This is a genomic window from Halopseudomonas oceani (genome assembly GCF_002903165.1).
GTDB classification, from domain to species: domain Bacteria; phylum Pseudomonadota; class Gammaproteobacteria; order Pseudomonadales; family Pseudomonadaceae; genus Halopseudomonas; species Halopseudomonas oceani.
Window position 1 is genome coordinate 107,516 of sequence record NZ_PPSK01000004.1, and the last position, 18,070, is coordinate 125,585.

At 61.9% G+C, this 18,070-nt stretch carries 18 protein-coding genes; 6 read left to right on the forward strand and 12 right to left on the reverse strand.

The window, feature by feature from the left end:
• The first annotated feature begins 4 nt into the window (after positions 1–4).
• The 5 genes from C1949_RS06110 (at position 5) to C1949_RS06130 (ending at position 6,626) form a co-directional block, all read left to right on the forward strand.
• Positions 5–1,537: a sigma-54 interaction domain-containing protein gene (locus tag C1949_RS06110; protein ID WP_373289795.1), complete on the forward strand. Its 1,533-nt coding sequence runs from the start codon at positions 5–7 to the stop codon at positions 1,535–1,537.
• Positions 1,538–1,597: 60 nt separating this feature from the next.
• Positions 1,598–2,437, forward strand: coding sequence for a DMT family transporter (locus C1949_RS06115; protein WP_104737592.1), 840 nt, complete (start codon positions 1,598–1,600; stop codon positions 2,435–2,437).
• 175 nt (positions 2,438–2,612) lie between these two features.
• On the forward strand, positions 2,613–4,940 hold the full coding sequence (locus tag C1949_RS06120; protein ID WP_373289794.1) for a fatty acid cis/trans isomerase: 2,328 nt from the start codon (positions 2,613–2,615) through the stop codon (positions 4,938–4,940).
• A gap of 120 nt (positions 4,941–5,060) precedes the next feature.
• Entirely contained in the window at positions 5,061–6,185 is a 1,125-nt protein-coding gene (locus C1949_RS06125; protein ID WP_170063012.1) for a YbaY family lipoprotein, read from the forward strand.
• 102 nt (positions 6,186–6,287) lie between these two features.
• Positions 6,288–6,626 carry a zinc ribbon domain-containing protein YjdM gene (locus tag C1949_RS06130; protein WP_104737594.1) on the forward strand — a complete coding sequence of 113 codons (339 nt, stop codon included), beginning with the start codon at positions 6,288–6,290 and terminating at the stop codon, positions 6,624–6,626.
• A gap of 6 nt (positions 6,627–6,632) precedes the next feature.
• Here the strand turns inward: C1949_RS06130 and C1949_RS06135 are convergent, their stop codons facing one another.
• The 5 genes from C1949_RS06135 to C1949_RS06155 form a co-directional block, all read right to left on the reverse strand.
• Positions 6,633–7,529: a hypothetical protein gene (locus C1949_RS06135; protein ID WP_146040297.1), complete on the reverse strand. Its 897-nt coding sequence runs from the start codon at positions 7,527–7,529 to the stop codon at positions 6,633–6,635.
• A gap of 183 nt (positions 7,530–7,712) precedes the next feature.
• Positions 7,713–8,177 carry a DUF3429 domain-containing protein gene (locus C1949_RS06140; protein ID WP_104737596.1) on the reverse strand — a complete coding sequence of 155 codons (465 nt, stop codon included), beginning with the start codon at positions 8,175–8,177 and terminating at the stop codon, positions 7,713–7,715.
• Between the two features lie 38 nt (positions 8,178–8,215).
• Entirely contained in the window at positions 8,216–10,225 is a 2,010-nt protein-coding gene (locus C1949_RS06145; protein WP_104737597.1) for a transglutaminase TgpA family protein, read from the reverse strand.
• The gene (locus C1949_RS06150; protein WP_229744350.1) at positions 10,222–11,196 is read right to left on the reverse strand and encodes a DUF58 domain-containing protein; all 975 of its coding nucleotides are present in this window, start codon (positions 11,194–11,196) and stop codon (positions 10,222–10,224) included. Before C1949_RS06150 ends, C1949_RS06145 begins: the two co-directional genes overlap by 4 nt.
• Positions 11,193–12,110: an AAA family ATPase gene (locus C1949_RS06155; RefSeq protein WP_104737598.1), complete on the reverse strand. Its 918-nt coding sequence runs from the start codon at positions 12,108–12,110 to the stop codon at positions 11,193–11,195. Before C1949_RS06155 ends, C1949_RS06150 begins: the two co-directional genes overlap by 4 nt.
• A gap of 118 nt (positions 12,111–12,228) precedes the next feature.
• Between C1949_RS06155 and C1949_RS06160 the strand changes: the two genes are divergently transcribed.
• Positions 12,229–13,200, forward strand: a complete 972-nt coding sequence (locus C1949_RS06160) for an alpha/beta hydrolase (RefSeq protein ID WP_104737599.1) — start codon at positions 12,229–12,231, stop codon at positions 13,198–13,200.
• Positions 13,201–13,294: 94 nt separating this feature from the next.
• Here the strand turns inward: C1949_RS06160 and C1949_RS06165 are convergent, their stop codons facing one another.
• Genes C1949_RS06165 through ureA form a run of 7 tightly spaced genes read right to left on the reverse strand, consistent with a single transcriptional unit; the run spans position 13,295 to position 18,064 of the window.
• Positions 13,295–13,882 carry a HupE/UreJ family protein gene (locus tag C1949_RS06165; protein ID WP_104737600.1) on the reverse strand — a complete coding sequence of 196 codons (588 nt, stop codon included), beginning with the start codon at positions 13,880–13,882 and terminating at the stop codon, positions 13,295–13,297.
• A gap of 1 nt (position 13,883) precedes the next feature.
• The gene (ureG, locus tag C1949_RS06170) at positions 13,884–14,528 is read right to left on the reverse strand and encodes an urease accessory protein UreG (protein ID WP_088275330.1); all 645 of its coding nucleotides are present in this window, start codon (positions 14,526–14,528) and stop codon (positions 13,884–13,886) included.
• Between the two features lie 13 nt (positions 14,529–14,541).
• Positions 14,542–15,231: an urease accessory protein UreF gene (locus C1949_RS06175; protein WP_229744349.1), complete on the reverse strand. Its 690-nt coding sequence runs from the start codon at positions 15,229–15,231 to the stop codon at positions 14,542–14,544.
• Entirely contained in the window at positions 15,224–15,712 is a 489-nt protein-coding gene (gene ureE / locus C1949_RS06180) for an urease accessory protein UreE (protein ID WP_104737602.1), read from the reverse strand. Before ureE ends, C1949_RS06175 begins: the two co-directional genes overlap by 8 nt.
• Before the next feature lie 10 nt (positions 15,713–15,722).
• Complete coding sequence (gene ureC / locus C1949_RS06185; protein ID WP_104737603.1) at positions 15,723–17,423, reverse strand: urease subunit alpha; 1,701 nt, start codon at positions 17,421–17,423, stop codon at positions 15,723–15,725.
• A gap of 22 nt (positions 17,424–17,445) precedes the next feature.
• Complete coding sequence (locus C1949_RS06190) at positions 17,446–17,751, reverse strand: urease subunit beta (RefSeq protein ID WP_088275339.1); 306 nt, start codon at positions 17,749–17,751, stop codon at positions 17,446–17,448.
• A 10-nt stretch (positions 17,752–17,761) separates the two neighbouring features.
• Entirely contained in the window at positions 17,762–18,064 is a 303-nt protein-coding gene (ureA, locus tag C1949_RS06195; protein WP_104737604.1) for an urease subunit gamma, read from the reverse strand.
• Positions 18,065–18,070 lie beyond the last annotated feature (6 nt).

Genomic DNA, 18,070 nt, shown 5'->3' on the forward strand with positions numbered 1-18,070 from the left:
AGTACTGCCCGTAAAGGTTCCGGCGGAGTCAACGCCCGACGTTACTCAGGTACTGGAAGGATTGGCAGCGCTGGCACGCTGCCAGCGCCCGTTTGAGCTGGAGCAAGCACTGGTCAGTTGGCTGGCCGAGCTGAGCAACTGTGCATTGGTTCAGCTCTACCTGCTCGATGCCAGCCACAGCCAGCTGCCGCTGTGCTGTCAGTGGCTGGACGGCCACACGGAAGCCGGCACTGGTCAGGATGGGCTGGGCGAGTCACTGCTCGCATACAGTCTCAGTCAGAACACCCCGCTGCAGCTGAACGAACTGGATCGAAGCCTGCACGCCACGCCATTTCTGCCGACAGGCCAGCCCCCCTGGCGTAGCCTGCTTTGCCAGCCGCTGCTCGACCGCCAACAGCAGATATCAGGCCTGCTGGTGCTGGCCAGCCGAAGCCGCAGTATAAACGAGGACCTTACTGCATCACTGGCACTGATCGGCACTATCGCGCTGGCACAGCTGCAGGCATTGAAGCAGGCAGGCTTGGTGCATCAAGCCCCCACTCCCGCGCTAACGGAACCGGCCTCGGACAGTGAGCACGGCTGTTTCGGTCTGATTGGCGAGAGCCCTGCCATGCAGCAGGTCTATCGATTAGTCAGCAAGGTGCTGCACAACCCGGTCACCGTTCTGCTTGGAGGGGAAACGGGTACCGGCAAAGAGCTGGTGGCACGGGCGATTCATGACTACGGGTCACGCCGTACCCAGCCCTTTATCGCCCAGAACTGCAGCGCTCTGCCCGAGCACCTGCTCGAAAGCGAATTGTTCGGCTATCGCAAGGGGGCATTTACCGGCGCCAACCAGGACCGGGAGGGGCTGTTTGACGCAGCCAACGGCGGCACCCTATTTCTGGACGAAATCGGCGACATGCCGCTGGCGCTGCAAGCCAAGCTCTTACGGGTGCTGCAGGAAGGCGAAGTACGCCCACTGGGCAGCAACCAGAGCCATCGTGTCGACGTACGCATCGTCGCTGCGACGCACCAGAATCTGTATGGCCAGGTTGAGCAGGGGCGCTTCCGTGAAGACTTGTACTACCGCCTAAGCCACTTTCCGATCACGTTACCACCGCTGCGTGAGCGCGGCGCCGATATCCGCGAACTGGCGCTGCACTTCACCCGTGAAACCTGTACTTTCCTGCAGCGCTCCAACTGCCGCTGGTCAGACAGCGCGCTGGCCTACCTGGCAAGCCACCGCTTTCCCGGCAACGTGCGCGAACTGAAGGGGCTCATTGCCCGCGCGCTATTGCTCTGTGACGGCAACCTGCTGCTCCCAGAGCATCTGCAACTGCCCAATACACCAACCCACGCACACCGTCTGACCCTGCGCGAACAACTGGACAAGGTCGAACGAAACCTGTTGAACGAAACCCTGCAGAAGCACAACGGTAACCAGACACAAACCGCTCAGGTGCTCGGCCTCCCGCGCCGCACTCTACTCTATCGCATGCAGCGACTGGGCATACCGCTGCGGACAAGACAGCAGGCTGAGGGCGCGCGAAAGTAGCATTGCGACTGGCGACAATTCAGGGTTTGATGGTCAGCCCTGCTTCGCCGGAGTTGAACCATGCCCAAGGCAATGCTGCTGACTGTATTGGCCATGCTGGCTTTCGCCGGCAATTCCGTGCTTTGCCGCCTGGCACTGGACACCACCGGAATTGACCCGGCCAGTTTTACCAGTCTGCGACTGATCTCCGGTGCAGCGACGCTCTGGTTGTTGGTTACCCTGCGTGGCGGCAGCGTAACCAGCCAAGGCAGCTGGCCGTCGGCAATCGCACTGTTTGCCTACGCTGCAGGGTTTTCCTGGGCGTATATCCACCTCGATGCAGGTATGGGCGCCTTGCTGTTGTTCGCTGCGGTACAGGTCACCATGATCGGTACAGGCATCGTTCGCGGTGAACGGCTGACGCTGCCGCAGCAGGCGGGTATGGCGCTGGCAACACTTGGGCTTATTGCGCTGCTGCTGCCAGGGACCAGCGCCCCGCCATTGCCAGCCGCACTGAGCATGTTGGCTGCAGGTATTGCCTGGGGCGTTTACTCACTTCGCGGACGTGGCGCGACCAACCCTACCGCCGTGACCGCCGGCAATTTCCTGCGCACAGCACCACTGGCAATCATCCTCAGTTTGGTGATGCTGCAGAACCAAAGCCTGGACACCGAGGGCGTGCTCTATGCGCTGGCCTCGGGCGCCATTACCTCTGGGCTTGGCTACGCCATCTGGTACGCAGCGCTGCCGCTGCTGCGCGCCAGCGTGGCGGCCACCGTGCAGCTCAGCGTACCGGTGATTACCACGCTGGGAGGCGCCTTGCTGCTGGCCGAGCCTCTCACACTGAGGCTGTCGCTGACGTCTGCGATGATCCTTGGCGGCATAGCGCTGGTGCTGACCCGGCCACGCAAGACCGGCTGAACCTTCCACGGCCGAGGCAGTCGCAATATCTGGCCAATCCGCTCTGGCTTGAGGCATGATGAGCGCGAGCCACGCAGTCTGTGGTCTGTCTTTAAGGAAGGAATCCATGCACCAACGCTCATGGCGCGCGCCCCTGCGCCTTACCTCTATTGCCATGCTCGCTGCCCTGCTGGTAATGACCTTCAGTTCCCTGTCAAACAACCTCCACGCAGAACCGATAACCACCGCCCCCCAGCGGTCACTCGACTACCAGCGCGACATCAAACCGATTCTCGAAAACAAGTGCATGGCCTGCCACGGCTGCTACGACGCCCCCTGCCAGCTGAAACTGACCAGCGCAGATGGGGTAGAGCGCGGCGCATCGGCACAGCAGGTCTACGATGCCACCCGCCTAGATGACGCGGAGCCGACCCGCCTTGGCATCGATGCCAGCAGTACCGAGGCATGGCGGGAAATGGACTTTTTCTCTGTATTGCACGCAGCCGATGAGGGCAAGGTGCAGCGGCTCGACGGCTCGCTGCTTTACCGCATGATCGAGCTGGGGCAAAACAACCCGCTGCCAGCCAATGCGGTTCTACCGGAAGACATCAAGATCGGCACCGCACACGCCTTCAGTTGCCCAACCATCGATGACTTTAAGGGCTACGCGAAAGACAATCCGCATGGCGGTATGCCCTATGCCGTCACCGGCCTGAGTGAGCAGGAATTTGCCACTCTGAGCCGTTGGATCGGCGAAGGTGCCAACACCGCGCCGCAAGCCTGGCAGCCCTCTGACGCCGAAAAGGCAAGCATCGACCGCTGGGAGTCGTTCTTCAACCAGAGCGGAGCGCGCGAGCAACTGGTTTCCCGCTACCTGTTCGAGCACCTGTTCGTCGCTCACCTGCACTTCCCAACCATATCGGGGAGCAGTTTTTATGAGTTGGTGCGCTCCAGTACGCCCCCTGGATTGCCGGTCAGGCCGCTGCGCACCGTTCGCCCCAACGACGATCCGGGCGAACGGTTCTATTACCGTCTGCGCCCACTGCGCGAAACACTGGTCGAGAAAACCCATATCACTTACGGCCTGGACGACTTGCGGATGCGCCGCTGGCAGCAGCTGTTCTTCCAGAACGACTGGGCCGTTGCCACCCCACCCGGCTACGACTACGCCGAGCGCTCCAACCCGTTCCTCACCTTCACCGCCATACCCGCCAAGGCCCGCTACCAGTTCATGCTGGACTCGGCCGAGTATTTCGTGCGCACCTTCATCCGTGGCCCGGTCTGCCGTGGTCAGGTGGCGACCGACGTCATCCGCGACCAGTTCTGGGCAGTGTTCGAAGACCCGGAACAGGAAGCCTACGTCAATGATGCCATTTACCGTAGCATTACCACACCGCTGCTCGGTTTGCCCGGTCAGGATAGCGACCTCTCTGCTCTTGGTAGCGAATGGCTGGAGTACAGCAGCAAGCGCAATCAGTACCTGCAGCTACGCCACGACTATTACGCCGAACGCAAACCCGGCGGCGCCGACATAAGCGAGATTTGGGACGGCGACGGTTATAACCAGGACGCCCTGCTGAGCATTTTCCGCCACCATGACAGCGCCTCGGTACGCCGCGGTCTGTGGGGTCAGGTGCCCGACACCATCTGGGTGATGGACTATCCCCTGCTGGAACGCACCTATTACGAACTGGTGGTCAACTTCAACGTATTTGGCAGCCTCTCCCATCAGGCCCAGACCCGGCTGTACTTTGATCTGATTCGCAACGGCTCGGAGCTTAACTTCCTACGCTTTGTGCCGCAGGACACCCGTTCTGCCCTGTATGCCCAGTGGTACCAGGGGCATGCCCAGCTCAAGGACAAGATTGCCTATACCGACGTCAACCTCGACGTTCCGGTAGCGATCGACTATCGAACAGCAGACCATCAGGACAACGCCAGTATCATGGCCCAATTCGCCAGCCAACTGATGACCCGCACCGCCGGCGTCAGCAGTGGCCCCGATACGCTCAACCGTTGCCCGCAGGGCAACTGCCTGCGCCGTGAGCTGAGCGCCAGCGAGGTGCAGATAGACCGAGCCCTGCACACATTCAGCAGGGAGACTGGCAAAACACTGCCGGTGATACCGCTGATGCCTGAAGTGAGCTTCCTGCGCGTTACTGACGGCGAAAATCGCTGGGTCTACAGCCTGGTCCACAACCGCTCGCACACCAACGTCGCCTTCATGTTCGGCGAAGATACCCGCCTGCAACCCGAGCGCGACACCCTGACGGTCATGCGCGGCACGCTGGGCAGTTATCCGAACTTCAGCTTCGATGTCAGCCTGGACGCACTGCCCGACTTCATCACTGCGCTACGCGCGGTAAGCAGTTCAGAGGGCCTGTCGCAGGTAGCGGAAAAATGGGGCGTACGTCGCACCAATCCGGCGTTCTGGGAGGTGATGGCCGACTTCCGTCATTACGTTGAGGAAACGGACCCGACACAAGCGGGTCTATTCGACATCAATCGATACCAGAATCTGTAACCGCTCTACTCCGCCGTCCCGATAGGCAAGGGCGGCGGCCATTGGTGGATTTTGGTTTACACTCAACTCACCATCAATGGACAGCGTCAGCCCATGCAGGCTCAGTCGGAGGGACCCCTTATGCTGAAAACGCCTTCACGCCTTTTCTTCGCAATCGCACTTGGCAGCCTGCTGACTGGCTGTGCCCACAACGGCGGCGCCGATACCCCCACATCCGCCACTCAGGCTGAAGAGCAGATGCCACCCAAAACACGGCTGGTAACCGGCTCTATCGGCTACCGCGAGCGCATCGCCCTGCCTTCGGGGAGCGTCGCCCACGTGAAGCTGCAGGACGTCTCGCGTGCGGACGCACCGTCTACCGTACTGGCAGAACAGAAAACCACCCTGATCGGTACGCAGATTCCGGTGCCGTTCGAGCTGAACGTGGAACCGAGAATGTTCCTGCCAAGCATGAGCTACGCCGTCTCCGGCCAAATCTTCAGCGCGGAGGGGCAACTGCTCTGGACCACCGACACTCGCCACTCGATTGACCTCAGCCAGGAGGTCAACGACATGGGATTATTGAACATGGTGAAGGTCAGCGGCCGCGTTCCCCAGGATTCGCAAGTGGTCGACGTGAGCACCATGCTGCCGCTGGAAGCACGCGGCAATGAGCCGGGCTGGATACTGGCAATCGACAGCGAACGCATGCGGCTGAATCGCCAGAACAGCACTGCTACCCAGCTTACCCCGACCCCCACTGCCACCCAACAGGGCAACAGCCTGCGCTTTGATGCAGCGGCGCAACACAACATGGTTGTCGAGATCACACCCGAGCTCTGCCACGACAGCATGACCGGCATGCCCTACCCCTACAGCGTCGAGGTGCAGACGGGGGAAACCGCCCTGTCCGGTTGCGGGGGCGCGCCTGAAACACTGCTTGTCGGCAAAACCTGGCAGGTCCAGACCATCAATGGCGATGCCGCCGATCCAGAACAAACGGTAACCATCAGCTTTACAATCGATGGCCAACTGGGTGGCCAGGGCGCCTGCAATGCGTTTTCTACCGGCTATGAGCTTACCGGCGAAGGCCTGAGCACGCACACAATTGCAGCCACCGAACGCGCCTGCGAAGGCGGCCTGATGGAACAGGATCAGGCGTTGTTTAACGTGCTTCAGCAGCTGTCGCGGTTCGATATCAGCGACCAGGGACAGCTGCATCTGATCGCGACAGATGGCCGCAAGATCGTCGCAAAAGCCCAGTAACACCCGCTCCAGCGTGGACAGCACGCCTGCTATCGGGCATTATGCCGGCGCCAATGACCCTGCGTTTCGCAGGGTCAACCCCCGTTATCCAGAGGTACCCGCATGAGTGATCTGCCCCAATGCCCTGCCTGTCAGTCCCCCTACACTTACCAGGACGGCCTGATGTATATCTGCCCGGAGTGCGCCCACGAATGGTCATCAGCTGACCAGGGTGGCGATACCCAAGAGTCCGGTATCAAGGATGCAAACGGCAACCCGCTGCAGGATGGCGACACCGTGACCGTCATCAAGGATCTCAAGGTCAAGGGCTCGTCGTTGGTAGTGAAGGTCGGCACCAAGGTCAAGAACATTCGCCTGGTCGACGGCGATCACGATATCGCCTGCAAGATCGACGGTATCGGCGCGATGAACCTCAAGTCCGAGTTCGTCAAAAAGGTCTGAGGCCTGTCAGCGGCGAAAGCGAACGTGCTGACGCAACGGGCTTTCGCCGCGCCAGACAAACCCTTCCCAGTAATAATGCATGAACGAGATCAGCAGGATTGCGATCCCGATGAAGGCATGCTGCTGATAGCTGTTAAGAAGCCAGGCAATCAGGATCGACGCTGCTGGCAGCACCACGAACGGCGTCATACCGTTAGATGGCAGCCAGCGATACAGCCAGCCTGCTGACGTTCGCACTTGCCGGTTGCGGTCATGAGTGATGTACACGCTGAACGCCGTCAGATCATGAATCAGCCGCGGCATCAGGATGACCAGCAAGGTGTATCCCAGTTCGTTGATCGCAAACGCGCTGATCAGCAGCAGCCCGTTGGCCCAGATGAACCAGCGCCCCAGTCGCTCTTCACAGTCTCGCGCCAGCTGCCAGGTCAACAAGATCAGAGCCGCGCAGAAACAGCCAGCCAGCAAGGCAAACAGCCTGTAGCCGTCGATGCCAGCCAGTTGAACCCGCCCCAGATATTGCCCACCGTAGACCATCAGATAGATCGCCATGCCCGCGAATATGGCGGCCCACTTCCAAAGGCGAAACAGACGACCCGGCCTGCGCCCGCTAAGGACCAGTGCAATGCCCAACTGCTGGGAGAGGACATGAAATACGGTAAAGCCGGCAAAAAACACAAACAGCAGTTGGTAGCTCAGCGGCTGCGGCCCATACCATCCGGCAAGGCATACCAGCAGAAATACCAGCGAGGCGGGTAACAGTCGCCACCGGTAATGCCGCAGGTAATCTCGATCAGACAACGTCAGCGCGCTGGCGATAATATGCGGCAAGCCAAACAGCAGAGCCCACAGGGCCCAGTCATTCGGGTCGTCGGGCAACAGGCCATGCAGCAAGGTCCGTTGCAAGACCAAGGTATCCAGTGCAACCACAATAAAAGACAGCGGAATGACGCAATAGAGCGCGAGTAACCAACGCCCGTCAACGCAGTGTAAGGAAGAGTCAGGATGCACAGGATATCCGCAGTGATGGCTGTGCTACACACTTGATCACAGCCCGCCCAGCGGGCCCATCACCCGAAGTGGTGACCCTCAGCTGACAAACACGGTCGCCAGCCAGGCCACCAGCAGCGAACAGACCACGATGATGCTCAACGGTCTGCGTAGCGCCGGATACCAGACTGGCGCAACGCCGTGCTCAACCGCCCAGATGTCGGCGAAATACAGCGCCGCAAAGGCAACAAGAATGACCGGCAGGCCAAGCGCATTTGGCAGCGCCAACGCCACCCACCCCAGCAATGGCGGAATCACCGACAGCCCCAGTTGCACAGGTGCCTTGTCGCTGTTCTCCTCCGCACGCATGGCCAGTCCCCAGTGGATAGCGCCCATGAAAGCTAGGGTGATAGCGGCGTAGGCCAGCAACTCCTCGAGCACACGATCTCGCCACGCCTCGGGCGTCACCCACAGACTCAAAGCACCGGATACAAAGGGTATTAGCCCAGCCAACCCCAGCCCTAGCGCAAGGCGTGGGGGGCGTGTCGCGCCGAATGGATGCATGCAAACTCCGCTGCAAAATGTCCTGAAAACCGGATTAATTATAGGGCCTTGCCGGGTACCGACAAGCCTGGTGTGCGGCGGCGCGGTAGCCGTCGTAACAACGTTTTCAGCCGCTGGCGTAGCATCGCCGCATCCGCCTCACCGCCAGCGTATTGCTGGGCAACAAAGCAGTCGAAAAATGCCGCTATTTCAGCCTGCTGCGACGGCAAGGCACGGCTGATGCGCTGCTGCCAGTCGCGCGGCCCTTCGCCTGTCTTGGCGCCCAGTCCCAGTGGCCGCAGACGCCGATCCAGGCGCTGCCAGGCCCGCTGCGCTGGCGTCCCGGTCAGCCGCCGCGGGCGCAGCCAAATGAACGCCTGCACCAGCATGAGGCTGAACACCAGCACCAGTACAACGGCTCCTACCCGCTGCCAGTCCGCGGTACCCAACCAGCGGCGGAATAAGGCCAATTGCTCCTCTGAGCGGAAGTTCAGCACTCGCAGCTGCCACTGATAGTTCAGGTCATCCCAGCCAAGACGCAAGCTGTTAAGCCAACTGACCCCACGGTAACGCGCGCTGGACAACGGCGATTCTGCAAGAAAGCTGCCCTCCTCGCGCATTGCTTCTTCCAGGCCCCGCTCGATTCGCGTCGGCGCCACCTGGAAGGTTGGATCAAAGGCTGTCCAGCCGCTATTCGGCAGCCACGCCTCAACCCAGGCATGGGCATCAAACTGATGGACCAGCAGATACCCACCTCGCGGGTTCAACTCGCCGCCCTGATATCCCGTAACCACCCGTGCGGGAATACCTGCGGCACGCAACACAAACGCCATGGCGCCAGCATAGTGCTCACAGAAACCGCGTCGGGTGTCGAACAGGAACTCGTCGTTGGCGTGCTGCCCCAGCGCAGGGGGCTTCAGTGTGTAGTGAAAGGGCTGTTCGGCAAACTGCTGCAGCAGCGCCTGAATCAGCCCGGCATCGCTGGCATGTTCTGCTCGCAACTGCTGGGCCCAGGCACGCGCACGCGGGTCGCCGCTGGCGGGCAACTGCAGTTCGCGCTGTCGCTCCCTCGCCGACAGGCCATCCGGCTGCAATCGCGCCGCACTGTAGGATGAGGCCTCGTAGGCAAAGGTGCTGCCCAACGGCATGCGCGCGCGCAGAGTGTCGTCAGCCAGCCTTGTTACCTGTGGCGTATCACTGCTGCTGCCTCTCAAGCTGTACAACCAACTGCGGCCGCTGGGCTGGGCAATTACCTGATAATGCAGCGGGTCGCCCTCCGCCACTGTCGGTGGTGCCGCTCGCCGCTCAAGGCTCCGATCCTGCGACCAGGCCCTGCCATCGAAGCGGCTCATGGTCAGAGCACGCCAGTACAGCGTCGCGGCTGGCGGCGTCTGACCGTCAAACTGCACCCGAAACGCCAGCTCCGGCGACTGCGCCAGATTGGCAATATCCGCCGGGGCCATGCTTTCAGACAGTCCGGTCCGCGCGCTGTTGCTGGGCAGGTTCACCGACCATAACGGCGCCAGTCGGGGAAAGAACAGAAACAGCAACAGCATCAGCGGTAGCGCCTGCAACAGCATGCCGCCGGCGTGACGCAGCGCTGCGAGCGGGTCATTACGCGCAGGGCTTTGCTGCAACCCGACCAACGCAGCAACCAGAACCAGCGAGCTGAAGCACTGGTAAAGCGCCAACGGAATACCCTGATCGAACAAAAACGCGGTGGCGACGATGAAAAAGCCCAGATAAATCACTACCAGCGCATCGCGCGGGCTGCGCATCTCCAGCAACTTGAGCATGAACAGCAGCAGCAACAGCATCACCGTGGCATCGAGCCCGATCAGCGTGCCTTGGGTAAAAAACACCGCCAGCCCGGTCAGCAGCAGCCCGCCTACGCGCAGCAGACGCCCCGGATAGCCCCAGCGCATGCGTTGAATCTGGACCCGCCATAGCGCACACCCCAACCACAGCCCAGCTAGCCACCAGGGCAGTCGAGGCAGATGCGGCACCAGCACCACCAGCTGGGCAATCAGCAGCCAGGCAAGACTATTTCGCGGAATCAGCGCCCTCATGTTGGCACTCCCGGTCCGTACAGTGCCAACGCACGCAGACAGCGCTCACGATGGACATCCCCCAGCGCTGGCTCGATCTGCTGTCCCGGCAGGCTCAGGCCATAGGGCCGACGATCGGTTTCCAACGCCAGCACCCAGCCAGTCATGACACCGAGGCGCTCCTCCAGATCATGTCCCGGCGCATCGCCCAGATTCAGCCACAGGCTTTGCTGCTGCGGCTCGGCGAATACCTTGCTGTGCAGCCCCTGCCCGCGTGACCAGGCGCGCCAGTCGAGCCGCCGTCGCGAGTCGCCCGGCTGGTAAGCCCGCAGGCCCTGAAAGTCGTCCACGCCTTCAACCAGCATCTGGTCCTGATCATGCTCAGCACCATCCGGCGCACTCCCCCTCGGCAGCGGGCATTTGACCGGCTTTGGATACACCAGTACCTGCCAGTCCAGATCAAGCAGACTCCATGCCTGGAACCAGCCAAGCGGATACACGGTTTCAATACGCAGGCGCTCGAGCGGCAGCCAGCCGCGACGAAGGGTGGGATGGTAGAGCGTAACGGCCTGTTCGCCTGCAGCAGGTATGTCCACCGTATGCGTGGCGACCTCCGGCCAGCTTAGACGCAGCGCCTGATGCTCCCGCCGCATGCTGCTGAGCACCAGGCTCAGCGGAGCCTGCTCACCGGCGAACACCGGTCTGCCGCCGGTTGCCTTGAGTTGCACCCCGCCCAGATTCCGGTAGGTATGATGCAACGCTACCCAGAACAGACTGAGCAGAGTAAAGGTCAGGCCGTAGACCAGACTGTTTTGATAGTTAATGGCACCCACCAGCATGATGGCCAGCAGCAACAGGAAGGCGCCGCCGGCCTTGCTCGGAATGATGAAAATACGCCGGTGATCGAGCCGAATCTGCTGCGCCGGCGGAATACGGCGACGCAACCAACCCCGGTGCCACTGACGCAGGCGACTGCTCACCCCAACGTTCACACCGGCGACACCTCGGACAGCAACCAGCGCGCCAGACTGTCGCCACCATGCCCGGCCGGATCGTGGGTGGCGCGCAGACGATGGCTGACCACCGCAGGCAATACCGCCTGCACGTCTTCGGGAATCACGTAATTGCGCTGTTCCAGCAGTGCCCAGGCGCGGGCCGCGGCCAGCAGCCCTAAACTGGCACGTGGCGACAGCCCCCAAGCGCACGCGTCACTGTTGCGGGTGTGGTTGACCAGCCGCAGGATATAGTCGATCAGCGCGTCGCTGGCGGTAACCTGCGGCACCAGGGCCTGCAGCGCACAGAGCTGTTCACGGCCGAGCACGGTATCGATTCCGTCCAGACGAACCCGTCGGGCATCGCCCTGCAGCAGGCTCTTCTCGGCCGCCTCGCTGGGGTAACCGAGCGACAGGCGCATCAAAAACCGATCCAGCTGCGACTCCGGCAAGGCAAAGGTGCCGGACTGGGAAACCGGGTTTTGGGTGGCGATCACGAAAAACGGATCGGGCAGCGGGCGAGTCGCCCCATCAACCGTCACCTGGCCCTCCTCCATCGCTTCGAGCAGAGCGCTTTGGCTCTTCGGGGTCGCACGGTTGATCTCGTCAGCGAGCACCAGTTCGGCAAAGATAGGGCCTGGATGAAAGACAAACTGAGCGGTATTGCGATCAAACACCGAGGTGCCCAGAATGTCGCCGGGCAGCAGGTCACTGGTGAACTGAATACGCTGATAACTCATGCCCAGTACTCTGGCGAGCGCCTGCGACAGCGTGGTCTTGCCCATGCCGGGCAGATCCTCAATCAGCAGGTGCCCCTTGGCCAAAATGCAGACCAGCGCCAACTTGATTGCCTGGGATTTGCCCAGCAGCACCTCACCTATCGCGTCCTGCGCCGCACTTAACACATCCTTCATGCTCACCTCTTCTCCGGGCTACCATGCCATGGTAGGTGCAAGCGCTGTTACGCGAAAGCCAAATGCAATAGCTTGTAACAGCCTGCACATCACCCATCAGGAAATCCGAGGTGGTTGAATGTCGCTGTTTCGCACGATGGTCCTGCTGCTGACGAGCCTGCTGGGCGGCTGCTCGGCGCTGGCCCCGGTCAATTGGCTGGTACCCAACAGCGGCTATAAAGCTCTCACCGACCTGAGTTACGGCGAGCTGCCGCGTCAGCTGCTGGACGTGTACCTGCCGCTGGACCTGAAAGCCAACGCCCCGGTAGTGGTGTTCTATTACGGCGGCAGCTGGCGCAACGGCGAACGCGCCGACTACCGCTTTGTCGGCCAGGCGCTGGCCAGTCGCGGCATCATCACGGTGATCCCCGACTACCGACTGTATCCGGAGGTCCGCTATCCCGACTTTCTGCGCGACAGTGCCAAGGCGCTGGCCTGGGCTCGGGCTAACCAGAGCGACTGGCAAAGCTCATCCGGCCCGCTGTTCGTCATGGGCCATAGTGCCGGCGCCTATAACGCCGCCATGCTCGCGCTCGACCCGCGCTGGCTGGCACAGGAACAGCTTGCCCCTGAGGTGCTCAGTGGCTGGATAGGCCTCGCCGGCCCCTATGACTTTCTGCCGATCATCAACCCCAATGTGCAGCCGGTTTTCTATCATCCGCAGACACCGGTTGACTCCCAGCCACTGATCCATGCCAGTGCTGCCAGCCCGCCCGCACTGCTGCTTGCAGGGGCCGATGACAGCCTGGTTGACCCACACAACACCCGGCAACTCGCCGAGGCATTGAGAGAAAACAAGGTAGCCACGCAAAGCGCAGTGCTGAACGACATGGGGCACATCAAAATTCTGCTCACCCTGGCAGCGCCATTTCAGGACTGGGCACCGGTGATTGAGCAGGTCAATTGCTTTGTCAGCCGGCACGGCAAGCGAGATGGCGGCCAGCGAGTCAGCACTGATTCGGCCGTCGCCTCAGGCTGCACCAACCAGGAAGAAACTGCACGAGCGAGGGAAAGCACCACAACAGCCAACGGCACAAGCCGAAAGCCCTGAAAGAAGACCGAGCGACGCTGGAAGGAAAGGGAACGAAGAGGTTAAACGCAGAGACACGATACCGGCGGACACACCCCGCCGGTATCGCAGCCAATCACATGCCGACGGCCATCCCAACGCCAGCCAGGCTGATCAGCGCGCCCAGGCTGCCCATGACCACACGGGCGGCCTTGCGCTCCTGCAGCCAAAGACCACCGAACAGGCCGGCAGCATGCAGCACGGCAGTGGCCAGAGCAAAGCCCAGTGCATAGCTCAATGCGCCAGCCGATGCCGGCATTTCCGCACCGTGGGCGTAGCCGTGGAACAGCGAGAAGCCAGCCACCAGCAGCGCGACCGGCGCGGTCTGACCGCGTTGCGCCACAACCAGCAACGCCCCCAGCACAATCACCGAGCCAACAATGCCCAGTTCAACACCCGGCAGGTGCACACCCGCCATCGCCAACGCACCGCCCACCAGCATCACGGAAACGAACAGCAGCGGCAGCAGCCAGCGGGCAGCACCGCCCAGCTTGGCGCCGCACAGACCAACAGCCACCATCGCCAGCAGGTGATCCATGCCCATCAACGGGTGCGTGATCCCGGCGGCCAGTCCCGAGACATCATGGCCGGGGTGCGCCTGTGCCAGTCCAGGCAGCAGGGCAAGAGTGGCAATCAAGCCAAGGCGTTTGTTCAGCAGTGTCATGTCAGGCTCCTTGTTGCTGTGCAGTGTCCGGCAGAGCCTTGAGCATGCCCTGACGTACGATAAATTCGATGATCTGGTCCACGCCCTGACCACTCTTGAGATTCGAGAACACGAACGGACGCTCGCCGCGCATCTTCTTGGCGTCACGGTCCATCACATCCAGATCGGCACCAACCAGCGGGGCCAGGTCGGTCTTGTTGATGATCAGCAGGTCGGAGCGGGTGATGCCCGGGCCGCCCTTGCGTGGAATCTTGTCGCCGGCAGACACGTCGATCACGTAGAGCGTCAGGTCCGACAGCTCGGGGCTGAAGGTTGCAGCCAGATTGTCACCGCCGCTCTCCACCAGCACCAGCTCCATGTCCGGGAAGCGTTCCTGCAATTCGGCCACCGCCGCCAGATTCATGGACGCATCTTCGCGAATCGCGGTGTGCGGGCAGCCGCCGGTTTCTACCCCGAGAATGCGGTCTTCCGGCAGGGCCTGATGGCGCAGCAGGAAGTCGGCGTCTTCACGGGTGTAGATGTCATTGGTGATCACGCCCAGGTTGTAGTGTGGGTACAGGCGCTCGCAGAGGGTGCGAACCAGCGCGGTCTTGCCGGACCCGACCGGTCCGCCGATGCCTACCCGCAGTGCAGGTCTGGAAGTCATGTGTCAGTGCTCCTTAAGATCGAAACAATCGGGTGTATTGATGTTCATGGCGGGCGCTGGCAAAGGCCAGGCCCGGTAATCCTGCGCCGAGATCATCGGCTGACAGCGTGGCGGCGGTATCCACCACAGCAGGCAAATCGGGCAGCATGCGATCCAGCAACCGCTGGGCGTCGGTCTGCCCGAGCGGAATCAATTTGGTTGCGGCGCCGGTCTGGTTTTCCAGCCAGCTCCAGAGCGCACCCAGCGCCAGCGCACGAGCGCCGGTCTGCCAGTGCTGGCCGGCCATTGCCAGTGCGGTCATCAGCGCAATCGGCTCGCCCTGCGGCCATTCCATCGCCGCCGGCACCGCCAGCGACTTGAGCAGGCGCAGCAGCGCCCCGCCCTGCTGGCTGTCTTCAAGGTACAACTCTGCCGTTTCCCGGTTGGCCAGCAGCCAGTCGTTCCAGGAAAACAGCGCGCCTTCGTCATCACGCTCCAGCGCATCGTACTGGCGCAGCAGCAACGGAATATCCAGCTTCGCCAGCGAGTGACCGAGCAAACCGCCAAGCCAGTGGGCGGCACTGTCGATGTCACTCACCCAGTTCTGCTCGATGGCGTACTCCAGCCCTTGCGAGTAGGCGTAGGCACCAATCGGCAGCGCCGGACTGGCCAGCTGCAGCACACGCAGCAGGGCCAGATCAGCGACCGGGCTCACCTCAGTCATGGGCATGCCCAGCGAGGCGCAGCAGCGGCGCGGCCGGCGTGGCTACGCTGTGGCTGTGGTTGTGATACGCGCCCTTCTCCGGGTTGAACGGTGCGGTGATCTGCTCGACCTCCAGTCCGAAGCCCACCAGCATGGCGTCCAGCACATGATCGCACTGGTAGCGCAGCTCGGTCGCATGCACCTCCAGCGCCACGTGGCGGTTGCCCATGTGATACGCAGCGCGGGCCAGTTTCAGGGTGTCGTCACAAACAACGCGCGAGAGTTTTTCCGGCGCGGCGGCAATCATCAGCACACTGCCGTCTAGGCACTGCAGACGATCGCCCTGCGCCAGCACGCGACCACGGGGCAGAAACAGACCGACTTCGTCTCCGGCAACCGTTTTGGCACGCAGACGGCTGCGGGTACGCAGCTCGTAGGTCAGTTCCAGTACGTGGTCATGGGGACCGGACTCGTCCTCCAGCCAGGCATGACATTCCAGCATCGTGCTCTCCTTAAAACAGGTAGTAACGCTGCGCCAATGGCAGCTCGTCAGCCGGCTCGCATAGCAGCTCAACGCCGTCGGCCTTGACCACATAGGTCTGCGGATCGACGCTGATGTCCGGCTGATAATCGTTCAGTTTCATGTCGGCCTTGCTGATAGTGCGGGTATTGCGCACGGCCTCAAGACGACGCTTCAGGCCCAGCTTTTCCGCCACGCCAGCATCAATCGCCGCCTGCGAGACGAAGGTCAGGCAGGTGGTGTCCATGCCCCGGCCGAAGGCGCCAAACATTGGCCGGTAATGCACCGGCTGTGGCGTCGGGATGGAGGCATTCGGATCACCCATGGGCGCCGCTGCAATGGCCCCGCCCTTGAGAATCAGGCTCGGCTTGGTGCCGAAGAACGCCGGTTTCCACAGCACCAGATCCGCCAGTTTGCCGACTTCAATTGAGCCGACCACATGACCGACGCCCATGGTGATCGCCGGGTTAATGGTGTACTTGGCGATGTAGCGTTTGACCCGCGCGTTATCGGACCAATCATCGTCGCCTTCCAGCGGGCCACGCTGGACTTTCATCTTGTGCGCGGTCTGCCAGGTTCGGGTAATCACCTCACCAACACGGCCCATGGCCTGGGAGTCGGAGGAGATCATGCAGAAGGCGCCCAGGTCATGCAGGATATCTTCGGCGGCGATGGTCTCGCGGCGAATACGTGAATCGGCGAAGGCCACATCTTCGGCGATGGCCGGATCGAGATGGTGGCAGACCATCAGCATGTCGAGGTGCTCGTCGACCGTGTTGATGGTGTAGGGCCGCGTCGGGTTGGTCGAGGACGGCAGTACGTTGGATTCGCCGCAGGCCTTGATGATGTCCGGCGCGTGACCGCCACCGGCACCTTCGGTGTGGTAGGTGTGAATCACCCGACCGTTGATGGCCGCCAGGGTGTCTTCAACAAAGCCTGATTCGTTCAGGGTGTCGGTATGGATCGCCACCTGTACGTCGAATGCATCGGCCACGCTCAGGCAGCAGTCGATGGCCGCCGGGGTGGTGCCCCAGTCTTCGTGCAGTTTCATGCCCATGGCACCGGCCTGAATCTGCTCTTCCAGCGGGTCCGGCAGACTGGCGTTGCCCTTGCCGAGAAAGCCCAGGTTCATCGGAAAGCATTCGGCCGACTGCAGCATCTTGCCGATGTGCCAGGCACCCGGCGTACAGGTCGTCGCGTTGGTGCCGGTGGCCGGGCCGGTACCGCCACCGATCATGGTGGTCACACCGGACATCAGCGCCTCATCAATCTGCTGCGGGCAGATAAAGTGAATATGCGCATCAATGCCGCCAGCGGTAAGGATCATGCCCTCACCGGCGATCACCTCGGTGCTCGGCCCGACGATGATGTCGATGCCGGGCTGGATGTCCGGGTTGCCGGCCTTGCCGATCGCCTGGATGTTGCCATCCTTGATCGCCACGTCGGCCTTGATGACGCCCCACCAATCGACGATTAGGGCGTTGGTGATGACGGTATCCGGCGTCTCGGCGCGGGTACGCTGGCTTTGCCCCATGCCATCACGGATGACCTTGCCACCACCGAATTTCACTTCTTCGCCGTAGCGGGTCAGGTCCTTCTCGACGCTGATCCACAGCTCAGTATCACCGAGGCGAACGCGGTCGCCGGTGGTTGGGCCGTACATTTCCGCATAGGCCTGTCTGCTGATTTCCATTGTTCGCTTCTCCCAGATCTGCTCAGAGACTGCCCATGACGTCGCCACGGAAGCCATAGACCTTGCGCTCACCCGCCAGCGCCACCAGTTCTACCTCGCGGCTCTGCCCCGGTTCAAAGCGCACCGCGGTGCCGGCGGCGATGTTGAGACGAAAGCCTCGCGCCGCATCGCGATCAAACTGCAGCGCCGGGTTAGTCTCGGCAAAGTGGTAATGGGAGCCGACCTGCACCGGACGATCACCGCTGTTAGCGACGCTGATCACCAGTGTTTCGCGCCCTTCGTTCAGTTGCAGCACGCCGGGCCGGGTCTGCACTTCTCCTGGAATCATGACGGGCTCCTCAGGGAATCGGGTTATGGACGGTGACCAGCTTGGTGCCGTCCGGGAAAGTGGCTTCGACCTGCACCTCGGCCAACAGCTCCGGCACACCGGGCATGACCTGCTCGCGGGTCAGCAGCGTGCGGCCATAACTCATCATCTCGGCCACGCTGCGACCATCGCGCGCGCCTTCCATGATGGCGGCGCTGATATAGGCCATCGACTCGGGGTAGTTCAGCTTTACGCCACGGGCCAGCCGGCGCTCGGCCAGCAGCGCGGCGGTAAACAGCAGCAGCTTGTCTTTCTCGCGGGGTGTCAGCTCCATGAAGAG

Coding starts and splice junctions, on each gene's coding strand:
- C1949_RS06115 (WP_104737592.1), top strand. CDS start 1,598: ATGCCCAAGGCAATGCTGCTGACTGTATTGGCCATGCTGGCTTTCGCC.
- C1949_RS06120 (WP_373289794.1), top strand. CDS start 2,613: ATGACCTTCAGTTCCCTGTCAAACAACCTCCACGCAGAACCGATAACC.
- C1949_RS06125 (WP_170063012.1), top strand. CDS start 5,061: ATGCTGAAAACGCCTTCACGCCTTTTCTTCGCAATCGCACTTGGCAGC.
- C1949_RS06130 (WP_104737594.1), top strand. CDS start 6,288: ATGAGTGATCTGCCCCAATGCCCTGCCTGTCAGTCCCCCTACACTTAC.
- C1949_RS06140 (WP_104737596.1), bottom strand. CDS start 8,177: ATGCATCCATTCGGCGCGACACGCCCCCCACGCCTTGCGCTAGGGCTG.
- C1949_RS06145 (WP_104737597.1), bottom strand. CDS start 10,225: ATGAGGGCGCTGATTCCGCGAAATAGTCTTGCCTGGCTGCTGATTGCC.
- C1949_RS06155 (WP_104737598.1), bottom strand. CDS start 12,110: ATGAAGGATGTGTTAAGTGCGGCGCAGGACGCGATAGGTGAGGTGCTG.
- C1949_RS06160 (WP_104737599.1), top strand. CDS start 12,229: ATGTCGCTGTTTCGCACGATGGTCCTGCTGCTGACGAGCCTGCTGGGC.
- C1949_RS06165 (WP_104737600.1), bottom strand. CDS start 13,882: ATGACACTGCTGAACAAACGCCTTGGCTTGATTGCCACTCTTGCCCTG.
- ureG (WP_088275330.1), bottom strand. CDS start 14,528: ATGACTTCCAGACCTGCACTGCGGGTAGGCATCGGCGGACCGGTCGGG.
- C1949_RS06175 (WP_229744349.1), bottom strand. CDS start 15,231: ATGACTGAGGTGAGCCCGGTCGCTGATCTGGCCCTGCTGCGTGTGCTG.
- ureE (WP_104737602.1), bottom strand. CDS start 15,712: ATGCTGGAATGTCATGCCTGGCTGGAGGACGAGTCCGGTCCCCATGAC.
- ureC (WP_104737603.1), bottom strand. CDS start 17,423: ATGGAAATCAGCAGACAGGCCTATGCGGAAATGTACGGCCCAACCACC.
- C1949_RS06190 (WP_088275339.1), bottom strand. CDS start 17,751: ATGATTCCAGGAGAAGTGCAGACCCGGCCCGGCGTGCTGCAACTGAAC.
- ureA (WP_104737604.1), bottom strand. CDS start 18,064: ATGGAGCTGACACCCCGCGAGAAAGACAAGCTGCTGCTGTTTACCGCC.